General features: G+C 63.0%; 12 protein-coding genes. 5 read left to right on the plus strand and 7 right to left on the minus strand.

Annotated features, from left to right (window positions below; all coding sequences use genetic code 11):
- The first annotated feature begins 1,358 nt into the window (after positions 1–1,358).
- Positions 1,359–3,074 (plus strand): outer membrane beta-barrel protein, encoded by a 1,716-nt coding sequence (locus tag AC5ZGW_RS37765; protein WP_130229591.1) that lies wholly within the window; start codon positions 1,359–1,361, stop codon positions 3,072–3,074.
- Positions 3,075–3,088: 14 nt separating this feature from the next.
- Here AC5ZGW_RS37765 and AC5ZGW_RS37770 read toward each other — a convergent pair whose 3' ends face one another.
- The 6 genes from AC5ZGW_RS37770 to AC5ZGW_RS37795 form a co-directional block, all read right to left on the minus strand.
- Positions 3,089–4,990 carry a TRAP transporter large permease gene (locus tag AC5ZGW_RS37770; RefSeq protein ID WP_130229587.1) on the minus strand — a complete coding sequence of 634 codons (1,902 nt, stop codon included), beginning with the start codon at positions 4,988–4,990 and terminating at the stop codon, positions 3,089–3,091.
- The gene (locus AC5ZGW_RS37775; protein WP_130229586.1) at positions 4,987–5,655 is read right to left on the minus strand and encodes a TRAP transporter small permease subunit; all 669 of its coding nucleotides are present in this window, start codon (positions 5,653–5,655) and stop codon (positions 4,987–4,989) included. The genes AC5ZGW_RS37770 and AC5ZGW_RS37775 overlap by 4 nt, the downstream gene beginning before the upstream one ends.
- A gap of 111 nt (positions 5,656–5,766) precedes the next feature.
- A complete protein-coding gene (locus AC5ZGW_RS37780; RefSeq protein WP_130229585.1) occupies positions 5,767–6,903 on the minus strand; it encodes a TRAP transporter substrate-binding protein in 1,137 nt (378 codons plus the stop codon).
- A gap of 264 nt (positions 6,904–7,167) precedes the next feature.
- Positions 7,168–7,806, minus strand: a complete 639-nt coding sequence (locus AC5ZGW_RS37785; protein ID WP_130229584.1) for a trimeric intracellular cation channel family protein — start codon at positions 7,804–7,806, stop codon at positions 7,168–7,170.
- A gap of 333 nt (positions 7,807–8,139) precedes the next feature.
- Positions 8,140–9,159, minus strand: coding sequence for an aldo/keto reductase (locus tag AC5ZGW_RS37790; RefSeq protein WP_130229583.1), 1,020 nt, complete (start codon positions 9,157–9,159; stop codon positions 8,140–8,142).
- Positions 9,160–9,293: 134 nt separating this feature from the next.
- Positions 9,294–9,716, minus strand: coding sequence for a PaaI family thioesterase (locus AC5ZGW_RS37795; protein WP_130229582.1), 423 nt, complete (start codon positions 9,714–9,716; stop codon positions 9,294–9,296).
- Between the two features lie 73 nt (positions 9,717–9,789).
- Between AC5ZGW_RS37795 and AC5ZGW_RS37800 the strand changes: the two genes are divergently transcribed.
- The 3 genes from AC5ZGW_RS37800 (at position 9,790) to AC5ZGW_RS37810 (ending at position 12,871) form a co-directional block, all read left to right on the plus strand.
- The gene (locus AC5ZGW_RS37800) at positions 9,790–10,413 is read left to right on the plus strand and encodes an NUDIX hydrolase (protein ID WP_130229581.1); all 624 of its coding nucleotides are present in this window, start codon (positions 9,790–9,792) and stop codon (positions 10,411–10,413) included.
- Positions 10,414–10,602: 189 nt separating this feature from the next.
- On the plus strand, positions 10,603–11,583 hold the full coding sequence (locus tag AC5ZGW_RS37805) for a Bug family tripartite tricarboxylate transporter substrate binding protein (protein ID WP_130229580.1): 981 nt from the start codon (positions 10,603–10,605) through the stop codon (positions 11,581–11,583).
- 94 nt (positions 11,584–11,677) lie between these two features.
- Positions 11,678–12,871: a hypothetical protein gene (locus tag AC5ZGW_RS37810; RefSeq protein ID WP_130229579.1), complete on the plus strand. Its 1,194-nt coding sequence runs from the start codon at positions 11,678–11,680 to the stop codon at positions 12,869–12,871.
- A 115-nt stretch (positions 12,872–12,986) separates the two neighbouring features.
- On the opposite strand, the gene AC5ZGW_RS37815 is transcribed toward AC5ZGW_RS37810, so the two are convergent.
- Positions 12,987–13,307 carry a hypothetical protein gene (locus AC5ZGW_RS37815; RefSeq protein ID WP_165435540.1) on the minus strand — a complete coding sequence of 107 codons (321 nt, stop codon included), beginning with the start codon at positions 13,305–13,307 and terminating at the stop codon, positions 12,987–12,989.
- A gap of 202 nt (positions 13,308–13,509) precedes the next feature.
- Between AC5ZGW_RS37815 and AC5ZGW_RS37820 the strand changes: the two genes are divergently transcribed.
- The gene (locus AC5ZGW_RS37820; protein ID WP_496114054.1) at positions 13,510–13,989 is read left to right on the plus strand and encodes a hypothetical protein; all 480 of its coding nucleotides are present in this window, start codon (positions 13,510–13,512) and stop codon (positions 13,987–13,989) included.
- Position 13,990: the final 1 nt, after the last annotated feature.

The raw sequence follows: 13,990 nt of genomic DNA on the forward strand, positions 1-13,990 counted from the left end.
GCGCCTGGGCCTCGAAGCCTTCCGTCGCATCAAATACGGCACCACTTTGAGGCTCAAAAACGTGTGAATCGGATAGCGTCATTCCGGGGCGCGCGCAGCGCGAACTATGATGTGCAATTGCACATCAGAGAATCCATCACGCCGCGTGCGCAGGTGGAGAAATGGATTCCGGGCTCGTCCTTCGGACGCCCCGGAATGACAGGGGACGCATTTGCGCAATCCTCTCCTCCGTCATGGCCGGGCTTGACCCGGCCATCCACGTTGTCCCGGGCGCGAAGGACGTGGATGCCCCGGACATCTGCGCGAAGACGCGCTTCGCGCTTTTGCCCGGGCGTGACGGCGTCGTATCATTCGCGCGATTTTCCTTAGGCCAATCAACGTGATTTGCCCTGTCCACCCTTCGCGCGAAAAACAATCCGCTTCCGTCGTCGGGCAAATCAGTGATTTAACTCCGCGCGTCTCACAGCGGATGAGGGGCGGGTCGCGATCGTCACGAACGTTGCGGTGAGATGCGGTGGACGTGAAGTGTGTGACTGACGAGCACGCGCATCACGGACGGCGAAGTCGTGTGGTCCTGGCGCCCCGACGCTGGCGCTAAGCTTCTATGAAGTGACGGTGGCAAAAGAGCCCGGTCACCGGGGAGAGCACGAAGGAAGCCGTAAACCATCGCGCAGGGAAAGCCGGAATGCTTCGGTTGAACCTGTGGTCCTACCCCCGTGCTTTTTGTTGCACGGGACCCATGGGTGCAACCGGCACCCGGCTTTCCCTGCGCCCTCTGCTATCGAAGAGGGCGGAAAGTGACGCAAAGCTCGGGCGCAAAGCGCCGCGAGAACGCGAACTCACATCCTCACGCTGTTTGAAATTCAAATCAGAACCCATCCCCGTCATTGCGAGCGCAGCGAAGCAATCCATACCTCCGCGCGTGGAGAGGTGGATTGCTTCGCTGCGCTCGCAATGACGGCGTCGTCCTGGCGGTGCCGTAGGGTGGGCAAAGCGAAGCGTGCCCACCATCGTGAGCACAGCACTGGATGGTGGGCACGACGCAAGTGCGCCTTTGCCCACCCTACGGCTTTCGCGGGACGACAGCGAGAATCGTAGGATGGGTAGAGCGAAGCGAAACCCATCATTCGCGCGGCTTGCTCCATCGCGATGGGTTTCGCTGCGCTCTACCCATTCTACGGACTGCTCCACCACAGCTTCGCGTGGTAACGCTTGGCTCCATTCCGCGCGGGTCGGTGTTGCCGGGCCCGGCTGATGTGCTATCTCCAGTGGTGTTCGAATCTTCGCCCCTACCATAGTGCGGGCTCAGTAATGCGTAGTTGGTTTCCTCGAAGGCAAGGACTCGGCTCGTGTTACGGATGCGGTACGTGGTGGCGGTCGGCGTGCTCATGGCGCTGAACGGAACGGATGCTTTTTCTGCCGACATTGTGCGGCCGGTCGTGAAGGCGCCGCCACTGCCGTGGACCTGGAACGGCTTCTATATCGGCGGACATTTTGGCGGAGGCTCCGGCATCACCCATGTCGGTGATCCCTACGGTCCGTCGATCTATGGCGACGACATCCGTACGCCGAAGGCGCTCATCGGTGGCCAGCTTGGCTACAACTGGCAGCAGGCCGGATCACCATGGGTGTTCGGCCTCGAAGCCGATGTCTCCGCCGTCGATGTCGACGGCACCAACACCTGTCTCGCCTATTCCGGCCTGTTCGTCTCGGCGAACTGTCGTATCCGGCAGGATGTGATGGGAACGATCACCGGGCGGGTCGGCCAGGCCTTCGGGCCGGCCGGTCACTCGCTGGCCTATGTGAAAGGCGGTGCTGCGTTTCTGTCGAGCCGTTTCTCGATGACGACCAACGCTCTCGATTTCTTCGGGCGGCCGGAAGCTTCGGTGGACGCCAACGCCGTGCAGTGGGGATGGACAATTGGGCTCGGTGTCGAGCACGCTCTGGCACCGGCTTGGTCGATGAAGTTGGAATACGACTATGCCAATTTCGGAAACCGCGACATCGCGACGCCACTCGGCGGTCTTCAGACGGCGCCGCTCGATCCAGCCAGCCTGGTCGAAACCGCTGGTCTGCCGACGGGAGTCCGGCAGGACAGCCATGTCGTCAAGCTCGGCGTGAACTATCGCCCTGGTGTTGACGCATCGCGCGGCTGGGACAATCGGCCCGCTGCTTTGCTGACGGCGGCGCCTTCGATGTCCGGGTGGTCGGCGGAAGTCGGCGCGCGTTACTGGTACAGCAGCGGTCGCTATCAGAACGATCTCGGTATGAGCACAGATCAGCCGCTGCAGAACGCGCTGATTTCACGGCTCACCTATGAGACCACAGGGCACTCCGGCGAGGTGTTCGGCCGGCTCGACAGTCCGGCCAGGGTGTTCCTGAAAGGCTTTGCCGGCGGCGGCGGGCTGACATCCGGCCACATGAACGACGAGGATTGGCTACCAACCTATCGCAACACGGCCATGGCCTACTCGAACACAGACCAGGGCAGGGTCGAGGGCACGATTGCCTATGCCACGCTGGACGTTGGATACACCCTGCTGGAAACGCCGGGCGCGAAATTCGGGGCGTTCGCAGGCTATAATTTCTATCGCGACCGCAAGGACTCCTATGGATGCGTCCAGATTGCGTATCCCGGCGGCGGCGTGATTTGCGCCGTTCCCTCGCCGACCACCGGGATCACCATCTCGCAGTCCGAAGACTGGCACTCTCTGCGCATCGGTGTGAACGGGATCGTCACGATTGCGCCCGGACTCAAGCTCACGGCCGACGCGGCCTATTTGCCCTACGTTTCCGTTTCCGGTCTCGATACGCATTACTTGCGTTCCGACGAGCCGTCGCCCTATTCCCCGGCCAACGGCACCGGGCGCGGCATGCAGCTCGAAGCCGTGCTGACCTATGACGTGACCGAGCGCTTCAGTGTCGGCGTCGGCGGCCGCTTCTGGTCGATGTGGGCGACCGATGTTTTCACGAGGGGATTCGGCAGTCCGTTTCCGACATCGACCCTCCCGATCCGCGCCGAACGCTTCGGCACGTTCCTGCAGACGTCCTACAAATTCGATGCAGTGAATTAGAACCTTGCCGCCCGTCAGTTACCGTAGAGATAGTTCGGCAGCCACAAGGTCAGGCCGGGCCAGATATACATCAGCACCATGCAGATGATGACGATCAGCATGTAGGGCATCATGCCGGCAAAAATCTGGTTCAGCGTGACGTGCTTTGGCGCCACGCCCTTCAGATAGAAGGCCGACATCGCCACCGGCGGCGACAGGAACGCCGCCTGCAGGTTCACGAAGACCAGGACGCCCCACAGGATCGGATCGATGTTGAAGTGCTTCAGCATCGGCAGGAAGATCGGCACGAAGATCACGATGATCTCGGTCCATTCCAGCGGCCAGCCCAGAATGAAGATGATCGCCTGCGACAGGATCATGAACTGGACCGGCGACATGTTGAGCGACAGCACCCAGCTCTCCAGCAGCGCCTGGCCGCCGAGGATCGCGAACACCGCCGAGAACAGCGCCGAGCCGACGAACAGCCAGCACACCATCGAGGTGGTCTTGGCGGTCAGGAACACCGCTTCCTTGGTGCGCTTCCAGTCCAGCGTCCGCGCCTGGAAGGCGAGCAGGAAGGCGCCGGCAGCGCCGACTGCTGCCGATTCGGTCGCCGTCGTGATGCCGAACAGGATCACGCCCAGCACCACCACCGTGAGGATGCCGAGCGGCATCACCGAGGTGATGAGCAGCCGCAGCACCTCGAACTGCTCGGCCTCCATGGTCCAGTAATAGTAGAGAAGCAGCAGGCCGCAGATGCCGGCCACGAACGCGAAGTAGGTATAGAACTCCGGCGGCGGTCCGAGCTCCGCCGGCGCCGCGATGGTCTTGCCTCGCAGCTCGGCACTGCCCATCTCCTGCAGCACCTCCGGCTCGTTCTTCGTGGTGGCCTCCGACCGGCTCGCGCCGCCCCCGCCGAGCTCCTCGAGTTTCTCTTCCGCGCTTTCTTCCGCGGGCTGGGCGCCTGCACCAAGCGGCTGAAGCGTTTCCTGGGTTCGCTGCTGCTGCGCGGCGGCCGGGAGCTGCGGCGCAATATCCGGCTGCTGGTGAATCACGACGTACCACCAGGCGGCCCAGAGGGTCGCCAGCGTCAGCATCAGCGGCACGAGGGCGTGGGCGAGGCTCGTCAGCAGCATCGAATAGGTGACGCGGGTGCCGTCCACGCCGGCGTTGACGGCCCTTGCGGGCATCAGCACCGCCGCAAGCAGCGCGGGCAGCATCTTGCGCGAATAGGACTGCTGCAGCTTGGCGATCCAGGGTCGCACCGGAACTTTGGTCTCGCTTTCGGGAAGCTTCGGGGCAATCTTCGGGTTCAACAGCGCCCAGCCGACGACATAGATCAGATAGAGGAAGGCGAGGAAGAAGCCGGGAAACATCGCCGCGGCGTAGAGCTTCACCACCGACTGCCCGGCCACTGCCGCGTAGACGATGATCATCACCGATGGCGGGATCAGGATGCCGAGCGTGCCGCCCGCGGTGATGACGCCGGAGGCGAGCTTGACGTCGTAGCCGGCCTTCAGCATCGGGTTGAAGGCGATGACGCCCATCAGCACAACGACCGCGCCGACCAGGCCCGAGGCGATGCCCCAGAAGGTACACACGATCAGCGTCGCCACCGCAAGCGAGGCGGGCAGGCGGCGGAACGCGAGCTGGATCGAATAGAACATCTTGTCGACCAGCGCGCCGCGCTCCATCACGTAGCCCATCAGCACGAACAGCGGGATCGAGATCAGGACGTCGTTGGTCATCGCGCCATAGGTGCGCTGGACCATCAGGTCGAAGATGTGATTGTCGCCCCAGGCCTCGCCGCCCCGGTGATAGGCGAAGAAGCCGAAGAACATGCCGAGGCCCATCAGCGTGAACGCGGTTGGGAAGCCCATCATGATGACGATCACGATGAGGACGAGCATCAACAGCCCGAGTGCCGGATCGCTCATCGTTGCAGGTCTCCACCCATGCCGCGCTGCCGCGCGCTCTCCTCGATGTCCTGCGCATGCGCGATCGCGGCCTTGCGCGATTCCTCATCGACATATTCGCTGTGCGCGAGCTGCTCCTCGACGACGTCGATCTCGCTGACGTCACGGAGCCGGTCGGGCCAGGCGCCGGTCCTGAGGCACATGATGCAGCGCGCGATCTCAGCCGCGCCCTGCAGCAGCACCAAGGCCCCGGCGAGCGGGATCATGAACTTGAAATGATAGACTGGCGGGCCGTCGGCGGTCACGTTGGAATGCTCGTTGATGCGCCAGGAATCGAGCGCGTAGTCCCAGCCGGCGTAGACCAGCGCCGCGATGCCCGGCAGGAAGAACGCGAAATACAGCACGAGGTCGAGCGAGGCCTGCAGGCGCGGCCGCATCGAGCTGTAGAGGAAATCGCCGCGGACATGGGCGTTCTGCGCCAGCGTGTAGGCGCCCGCGATCATGAACAGGGTGCCGTACAGCATATTGGAGGCGTCGAAGATCCACGCCGTCGGCATGTTGAGGATGTAGCGCTTGAAGACCTCGGCGCAGACAAGGCCCATCAGCCCGACAACCAGCCACGCCGCGGCCTTGCCGGTCCAGGTGCTGATGCCGTCGATCATGTACAGGAAACGCTGTGCGCTCATCTGCGTTCGCTAGCGGCCGTTCCGGAAGTATCGGGTTGGTGTAGAGACAGCGGAAGCGCCGTCCGGGGTTCGCTGTCCCCGGATGACGCTTTCGGTCGTGCGCAGCGCCCGTCAGGTCTTTTTCTTGGCGTTCGGTCCGAAATAGTGGGTGTAGGCCATACGGCGGTTGACCACCGTGTCGTTCTCCCACTGCGTCGCGCGCTTGGCGAAGGCGAGCTGGGATTCGACGATTTCCTTGAACAGCGGGTTCTCGGCCGACTTCTTCTCAACCACCTGGTCGTAGATCTCGAGCTGCTTCTGCAGGATCGAATCCGGCGTCTTGTAGAACTTGACCTTGTCCTTGGTCTGCATCTCCTCGTAGTCCTTCGAGTAGCGGTCGATCGCCTTCCAGCTCATGTCCTGGCTGGCCGCTTCGACGGCGTTGGAGATGATGGCCTTCATCTTGTCCGGCAGGGCATCGTACTTGGTCTTGTTGAACATGATCTCGAACTGCTCGGCATTCTGATGGTAGCTCTGCAGCATGCAGATCTTGGAGACGTCGGTGAAGCCGAGCACGCGGTCGGAAGTCGCGTTGTTGAACTCGGCAGCGTCGAGCAGGCCACGGTCCATCGCCGAGACGATTTCGCCGCCGGGCAGCGCGTTGACGGCGGCGCCGAGGCCGGTGAACACGTCGATGGAAATGCCGACGGTGCGGAATTTCAGGCCTTGGAAGTCATCCACCTTGGACATCGGCTTCTTGAACCAGCCGAGCGGCTGGGTCGGCATCGGCCCATAGGGGAAGGAGACGACATTGGCGCCGATCGAGGCGTAGAGCTTGGCGAGCAACTCCTTGCCGCCACCATATTTGTGCCAGGCCAGCAGCATGTTGGCGTCCATCGCGTAGCCCGGACCGGAGCCCCACAGTGCCAGCGCGGTCTGCTTGCCGTAGTGGTAGGCCAGCACGCCATGGCCGCCGTCGAGCGTGCCCTTCGAGACGGCGTCGAGCAGGCCGAAGGCGGGCACCACGGCGCCGGCGGGAAGCACCTCGATCTTGAGGTCGCCGCCGGTCATGTCGTTGACCTTCTTGGCGTAGTCGAGCGCGTATTCGTGGAAAATATCCTTGGCCGGCCAGGTGCTTTGCCAGCGCATGTTGATCGGGCCCTGCGCGCTGACGATGGTAGGCGCTGCAACGCTTGCTGCGGCGCCCGCGGCCGCAACCTTCAGGAAGCGGCGACGACTGGACGTACTGCCTCTATTGGATTTGGTCATGGTTTCCTCCCTGCCCTTATGATTGGCGGTCCCTTTAGGATCCGCTCTTTTTTAGGAAGGAAGACAAAGGCGTGCGCAGGAGTTTGGCAAGAACGTTCCCGATGATGCGACGCTAGGACGCGGGCCGCGAGCAACAAGCTCGCGACTGCGAGTTCGGATTTATTTCCGGCAGGAGAAGAAAAAGCTCTGGTAACAAGCCGCAGGGCTGGAGGCTCTATTAGACTTTCAGCGTAGTCGACTTCGCCCCAGCAACTCGCGATCGGGTTACCGGTCCGAGGGTTCGTCGTCGCGTCGGCGCGGCTGCGGCAGGCTGAACCCGTGATAGAGCGCCAAGACGCGAAGCAGCACGCAGAGTGCCGTGCCGGGCAGCAGGGTGGCCGCGACCGGCATGCCCAGCGCGTGTCCGACCGTGACGACCGCGCTGCCCGCGAGGGCGGCCATGGCGTAGAACTCGGAATAGAGGACGATGGGCATCCGCACGGAGAGCAGGTCACGCACCATTCCGCCGCCGATCCCCGTCACCATGCCGAGGATCGTGGCCATGACAGGGGGAATGCCGTATTCGAGGGCTTTCTGTGTGCCGGTCGTTGCGAAGATGCCAAGGCCTGCCGCATCGAACAGTTCGACCGGAAAGCGCAGGCGATCGATCAGCGCCGAGAACCAGAATGCGAACAGGCCGCCGGCGGCGGAAATGGCGAGCGCATGCCAATTCGTCACGGAGGCAGGTGGAGTCGCGCCGATCAGGAGATCACGGAGAACGCCGCCGGCAACTGCGGTCACGAAGGCTAGCACGAGAACGCCGAAAATATCCATGCGTTGCCGGACGCCCGCGGCGGCGCCGCTGAGCGCGAACACCAGCGTTCCCAGGAGATTGAGGGCTTGGACCAGCGTCGCGCTTTCCATCGAGGCTCACGCTCTTACCTCGGCATCTCTGAGCCAAAGGCCGGCCGCCGTCAACATCGCCTCGATCCCCGCGCTCGCAGGGCCGGGTGAATCACTGGCGTCAAATTCGGCGCATGATTGCCATGCTCGCTGGCGGAGAAGCACAACGGCGTCTTGCAGCAGCGGAGCGCCTCGAAGAGCCACGGCGCCGCGGCCGCAATCGGATCGCTCTCCGGCATCGTGAGCAGCGTCGGGCATCGGATGAGGTCCGCGTGCCCGAGTCGGAAGCTGCCCCGGGTGTCGTCGGCGCCGCCCGTGAAGGCTGTCTGCGGCTTATTTCAATCTTCAGCGCGGCTAGGACCGCTCCGCCGTCCGCGCCCGCCGCCCCTCGATCGGATAGGCCGGATCGTTGTAGCCGGGCGTGGAAGCATGCCCGCTCACGACGAGCCGGTCGATCAGCGCCTCGTCTTCGACGGTGAAGCGATAGTCGAGCGCGCGGACGTAATCGTCCCATTGCGCTTCCGTGCGCGGACCGGCGATCACGGCGGAGATGAGGGATGAATTCAGCACCCAGGCGACCGCGAACTGCGCGGCGGTGATGCCGCGTGCTTCCGCATATTGCTTGATCTCTTGCGCGAGCCTCAAGGATTCCGGCCGCCACTCGGTCTGCATCATGCGCTTGTCGTTGCGGCCGGCGCGGGTGTCCTTGTCGGGGGTGGTATCAGCGCGATATTTGCCGGTCAGGACGCCGCGGGCGAGCGGGCTATAGGGTACCACCCCAAGGCCATAATAGCCGCAGGCCGGCAGGTGCTCGACCTCGGGCATGCGGTTCATCGCGTTGTAATAGGGCTGGCTCACGATCGGGCGGTCGAGGCCGAGCCGGTCGCAGATGTTACAGATCTTGGCAACGCGCCAGGCGCGATAGTTCGAGACGCCGAAGTAGCGCACCTTGCCCTGCCTGATCAGGTCGCCGATCGCGCGCACGGTCTCCTCCAGCGGCGTCGTGTGGTCTTCCTTGTGCAGGTAGTAGATGTCGATGTAGTCGGTGCCGAGCCGTTTCAGGCTCGCCTCCGCCGCCTGCAGCACCCAGCGTCGCGACAGCCCGCCGAAATTCGGATCGTCGCCGATCTGATTAGCGAGCTTGGTAGCGAGGACCCAGTTCTGCCTGTTGTTGGATATCGCGCGGCCCACCACCTGCTCGGAGTTTCCACCATTATAGGCATCCGCGGTGTCGATGAAGTTGACGCCGGCCTCGCGCGCCTTTGCGATGATCCGCGCCGACGTCGCCTCGTCGGTCGGGCCGCCGAACATCATGGTGCCCAGGCAGATCGGCGAAATCTTCAGGCCACTGCGGCCGAGTTGACCGTACTGCATGTATCAAACCTCTGCGTTGTCGCGTCATTCCGGGGCGGTCCGCAGGACCGAACTCGGAATCTCGAGGTTCTCCGATGTGCAATTGCACATCGTAGTTCGATGCTTTCGCATTGCCCCGGAACGACGATCTCAGCCTACTCGCTCTTCAATATCTTGAACACGCCGTTCGCCATGGCGATGCAGCGTTTGTCGACGGTCACTTCGGTGGTGATGAAGATCAGGCTCCTGGTCGAGCGTACCACGCGCGGCTTCGAGATCAAGGTTTCGCCGATCTTGCCGGCCTCCACAAAGTGCGTATCAAGCTGCACGGTCGCAAGCGCCGGCTTGCCCGAGACATAGCGGGCGGTCATGCCGCAGGTGCGGTCCGCGAAGGTCATGATCACGCCGCCTTGCACCAGGCCGCGGCGATTGTGATGCTTGTCCTCGGTGATCAACGCATATTCATGCTCGTCATCGACGAGGCGCTGCCACAGCGGCCCGACCAGATGCAGGAAACCGGATGTATCGACGATCTTCCAGCCGTCGGATTTGAGCTTTTCCGCGGCATGTTTCGTCATGTGATGCTTTCCGTCCGGCGAGGCATGATATCAGGTCATTTCATCGAACGCGGGACTGTTGTAGTCAAGATCAATGGCCCGTTCATTTGATGATGCCACCCGGCGGAATATCGCAGAGCTCTGTACGGCGTTCAGGCGCCTGCCGGACGATTCTGCGCCGCTGCTCAAACGCGCGGCGGTCGCGATCGCACTCACGAGCGGCGAGGGCGAGGAGACCGCATTCCTGCTCACCCGCCGTGCGGCCAGCTTGCGCAGCCACAGCGCGCAATGGGCGCTGCCCGGCGGACGCTGCGATTCCGGTGAGACACAGGCGGAAGCGGCACTGCGCGAACTGCACGAAGAGCTAGGGCTGCGCGTCAATGATGGCGACGTGCTCGGCGTGCTCGACGACTATCCGACCCGCTCGGGCTATCTGATCACTCCGGTGGTAGTGTGGGTCTCGACACGGGCGCCGATCATGCCCAACCCGGACGAGGTAGCTTCCGTCCATCGCATCACGCTTGAATCGATCGAGGCGGAGGATGCGTTCAGCTTCACCACCATTCCCGAGAGTGTCAGGCGCGTGATCCGCTTCCGCCACGCCGGCCAGCACATCCATGCGCCGACGGCTGCCTTGATCTATCAGTTTCGCGAAGTGCTGGCCGGCCGCGACACCCGCGTCGCCGATCTCGAGCAGCCGGTCTTCGCCTGGAAGTAGGCAGCTCTCAACCGTCATTGCGAGGAGCGCAGCGACGATGCAATCCGCGTCTCCGCAAATGGCGCGATGGATTGCTTCGCTCCGCTCGCAATGACGGGGCGGCCGAGTCATCAGAAGTCCGGTTGCTGACGCCAGGCATCTGAGCGACAATGCCACCATAACAACAAACATCAGGGGAGGCTCTCGGGCATGCTGTCCTGGAACAAGCGATTTTACACCGCCATCGCCGCGCTTGCCGTCGGCGCAGCATTCTGGCCGGCGCAGGCCCAGGATTATCCGAACCGGCCGATCACGCTCGTCATCCCCTTCGCGCCCGGCGGCAGCACGTCCATCGTCGGCCGCGGCATTGCCGAGAAGATGAGTGAATTTCTCGGCGAGAAGATCGTGATCGACAACCGCCCCGGCGCCGGCGGTACGGTCGGCACCAAGGCGGTCGCCAAGAGCGATCCCGATGGCTACACGCTGGTGCTCGGCTATACAGGGACACTCGCGATCGGCCCGTCGCTCTACAAGAAGGCGGGCTACGATCCGCGCAAGGATTTCGCGCCGATCGGCATGATCGGCAATGCGCCGAATTCGCTGGTCGTGCATCCGTCGTTCCCGGCCAAGAGCGTCGCCGAGCTGATCGCCTATGCCAAACAAAATCCGGGCAAGGTCAGTTTCGGTTCGGCCGGCGCCGGCACAGCAAGCCACATCACTGGCGAATATTTCGCGCGCAGTGCCGGCATCTCGCTCGTGCATGTTCCCTACAAGGGAACGGGCCCTGCGCTGGTCGACCTCATCGGCGGGCACATTCCGATGGCATTTGCGCCGATCCCTGCCTCTCACGCCAACGTCAGCGGCGGAACGCTGCGCGCACTCGCGGTGACCAGCGTGACCCGCTCCGGTCTCCTGCCCGACGTGCCGACGATCGCCGAGGCCGGCGTTCCCGGATTCGACGCTTCGCTCTATTATGGCCTTGCGGCACCGGCCGGCACGCCGCGGCCGATCGTCGACAAGCTCAACAAGGTGCTGCGCGATGCGCTCGCCTCCGAGGAGGTGAAGCGGCAATTGGGCTCTGACGGCACCGAGATCACGCCGGGCTCGCCCGAGGATTACGCCGAGTTCATCGACAAGGACGAGAAGAAGTGGGCGCAGCTCGTGAAGGCCAGCGGCGTCGAGCCGGAGTGAGAAGCACTTGTTCTGGGCCATGGCGGGGCGTTTGGTCGCTTTTGAGTGATTCAATTCGAGGCTGACATCGCGCGCGTCCTTGCTACAAGAGAGCATGCGCCCGCCATTGATTCGCTGTTTCCCCGGATTGGTCGCGCTCGCGCTGTTCGCGGGCGCGCCGGAGGCCGTGGCGGTCGAGGCTACCACCCTTTCTGCATCCACCGCGGATGCGATGGCGCAGGCCGCAACGCCGCAGGCGATCGCCGAATATCGCCGCAAGCTGCGCGAATATCAGGAAGCGCGCGCCGCCTTCGATGAGGAGGCGGGCGCCTATTGGAGTGCGATTTCCGAGAAACGGCGCACCCGCAACGCCAAACGGCGCGAGCGACAGCCGATCACGCTCGATGATTATGTGCTCGATCAGCCGCCGCTCTATACCGGGCCGAAACGGCCGGTGAATCCGGAACCTGAAGAAGAGGAACCGTCGCGTCCACGCAGGACCATTCCTCTCGTCGCCGATTTCCTGAAGGCCGCCGCCGAGCAGTTTCAGTTCACGCCAGAGCGGCCGGCCACCGAGATCGAGTTCAAGCGCGCCTACGCCCGTTACGCGCTCGCGGCCGGCTTGACGCGCGAGCAGGCGGTGCGGGTCTATTCCTTCGAGACCGGCGGCACCGGCAATCACGATATGCAGTCGGGCTACCGCGGTCCGGGCACAAAGGCGATCTCGACCGCAATCGGCTACAATCAGTTGCTCACCACCAACACCGTCGAGTTGATCGCCCAGCAGGGCCCTGAGTTCATCAAGGTGCTGACTCAAAAGGCCGCTACGCTGTCCGGTCCCGCGCGCAAGGCGATGGATCACAAGCTCGCGGTGCTGAAGAAGATGGTGGCATTCGCACGCACGGTGCCGGACGACTGGTCGGCGCATGAGCGGCTCGCGAGCACGCCGCAGGGCTGGGCGGTCCATTCCATGGTGCTCGATATCGACGTCGGCCCGATGCTGCAGACCCACAAGCTGCTGACGTCAGTCATCTTCGCGCGGAACAAGGGCTACACCCGCCCGCTGAGCGCGGCCGAACTCGAGATGATGAACCTCACCGGAGACGGCACCGGCTACGACATGGTCACGATGCCGCAAGCGATGCGCGAGAGGGTGCCGACGTCGAACTTCTTCCAGCGCGGCGGCTACGAGCGCAACCCGGTCGCGATCCGCCACAACACGGTGGCAAAGCTGCTCGCAGTCACCGACGAGCGGATGGATTTCAACAGCAACAAGCCCGGCGCCAAGGAACTGGCGTCAGTGTTTTAGTGGCCCGCGGGCCGTAGGGTGGGCAAAGCGAAGCGTGCCCACCTTTCTTGCACCGACCGTGGATGGTGGGCACGCTGCGCTTTGCCCACCCTACAGGTTACAGCGGCATCGTCGCCTAATTCGATCCGAACATGAACTTGCCGTCGCCCTCGAGATAGGGGCCGGAGCGCATGTAGAGCTGGCCGTTCTGGCCGACGAAGAACAGCGTGCCTCTCGGCACCTTCTTGGCGCCTTTGAGCAGCAGCCCGGCATTGTTGGTCCCCATCTTGTAGGCGAGGGTCGAGCCGTCCTTGCCATAGGCGTAGCCCATGTCGGACTTCAGCTCCCAGGGTGCGGGCGATGCATCCTGTGCGAGTGCGGGAGCCGCCAGCGTCGTCAGTGCCGCTGCCGTCAAAAAAGCCGTCATCAAAAAGCTTTTGGCCTGAAATCGAGTCATGATCGTCCTCCCCAGTCGTCGCTGCCGAAACCGGCGCCCTTGCCTTGAACAAATCACGAACGTCATTATTCCGTCAATACGACGGAAGTCGTCGTGCGGCATCACGTGCAACCTGCGGGTTTGTGATTTCCTGCTTCGCGACTATGTTGCCGTTTCCATCTACAAACGCATGATTGCGAAAAGTTTGATAGGGATGATTCGAATGACCCCCGGCATGAACATCGGTTTCTGTATTGCGCTCTCGCTGATGACGATGGCCACCGCGGCTTATGCCGACGAATTCAAGCTTTCCAACAACCAGCGCATCGCCTGCAGCCGGGGATTGTCCGCCGGCAAGCTCAACACTGCGACCTGCAAGTCCTACGCCTATCTGTTCAACACCAAGACCTCGGAATATTTCCGCTGCCAGGTCTCGCTGGCGCTGACGCGCGACAACAAGGAGGTTATCAACGTGCAGGCCGATGGCGGCTGCACCAAGCGGCCGCGCATCTTCGACACCGATGGCAATTACTCCTTCGATGCCACCGAAACTGAACCGCCGAACACCAACTCGTTCTTCGGTCCCGGCGGCTATTCGGTCTGGGCCAGCGACAACAATGTGCAGAAGGTGCGCGGCTGCATCACGATCTCCTCCGGCCTCGGCTCGGATATCTCGAAATGCATCGACATGACGTTCCAGTGAA

The organism is Bradyrhizobium sp. Crot121 (assembly GCF_059512385.1).

Bases quoted from the DNA above. Each gene is read 5' to 3' on its own strand.
- AC5ZGW_RS37790 (WP_130229583.1), bottom strand. From the start codon at position 9,159: ATGCAGTACGGTCAACTCGGCCGCAGTGGCCTGAAGATTTCGCCGATC.
- AC5ZGW_RS37820 (WP_496114054.1), top strand. From the start codon at position 13,510: ATGACCCCCGGCATGAACATCGGTTTCTGTATTGCGCTCTCGCTGATG.
- AC5ZGW_RS37765 (WP_130229591.1), top strand. From the start codon at position 1,359: ATGCGGTACGTGGTGGCGGTCGGCGTGCTCATGGCGCTGAACGGAACG.
- AC5ZGW_RS37815 (WP_165435540.1), bottom strand. From the start codon at position 13,307: ATGACTCGATTTCAGGCCAAAAGCTTTTTGATGACGGCTTTTTTGACG.
- AC5ZGW_RS37780 (WP_130229585.1), bottom strand. From the start codon at position 6,903: ATGACCAAATCCAATAGAGGCAGTACGTCCAGTCGTCGCCGCTTCCTG.
- AC5ZGW_RS37805 (WP_130229580.1), top strand. From the start codon at position 10,603: ATGCTGTCCTGGAACAAGCGATTTTACACCGCCATCGCCGCGCTTGCC.
- AC5ZGW_RS37770 (WP_130229587.1), bottom strand. From the start codon at position 4,990: ATGAGCGATCCGGCACTCGGGCTGTTGATGCTCGTCCTCATCGTGATC.
- AC5ZGW_RS37810 (WP_130229579.1), top strand. From the start codon at position 11,678: ATGCGCCCGCCATTGATTCGCTGTTTCCCCGGATTGGTCGCGCTCGCG.
- AC5ZGW_RS37800 (WP_130229581.1), top strand. From the start codon at position 9,790: ATGGCCCGTTCATTTGATGATGCCACCCGGCGGAATATCGCAGAGCTC.
- AC5ZGW_RS37785 (WP_130229584.1), bottom strand. From the start codon at position 7,806: ATGGAAAGCGCGACGCTGGTCCAAGCCCTCAATCTCCTGGGAACGCTG.
- AC5ZGW_RS37795 (WP_130229582.1), bottom strand. From the start codon at position 9,716: ATGACGAAACATGCCGCGGAAAAGCTCAAATCCGACGGCTGGAAGATC.
- AC5ZGW_RS37775 (WP_130229586.1), bottom strand. From the start codon at position 5,655: ATGAGCGCACAGCGTTTCCTGTACATGATCGACGGCATCAGCACCTGG.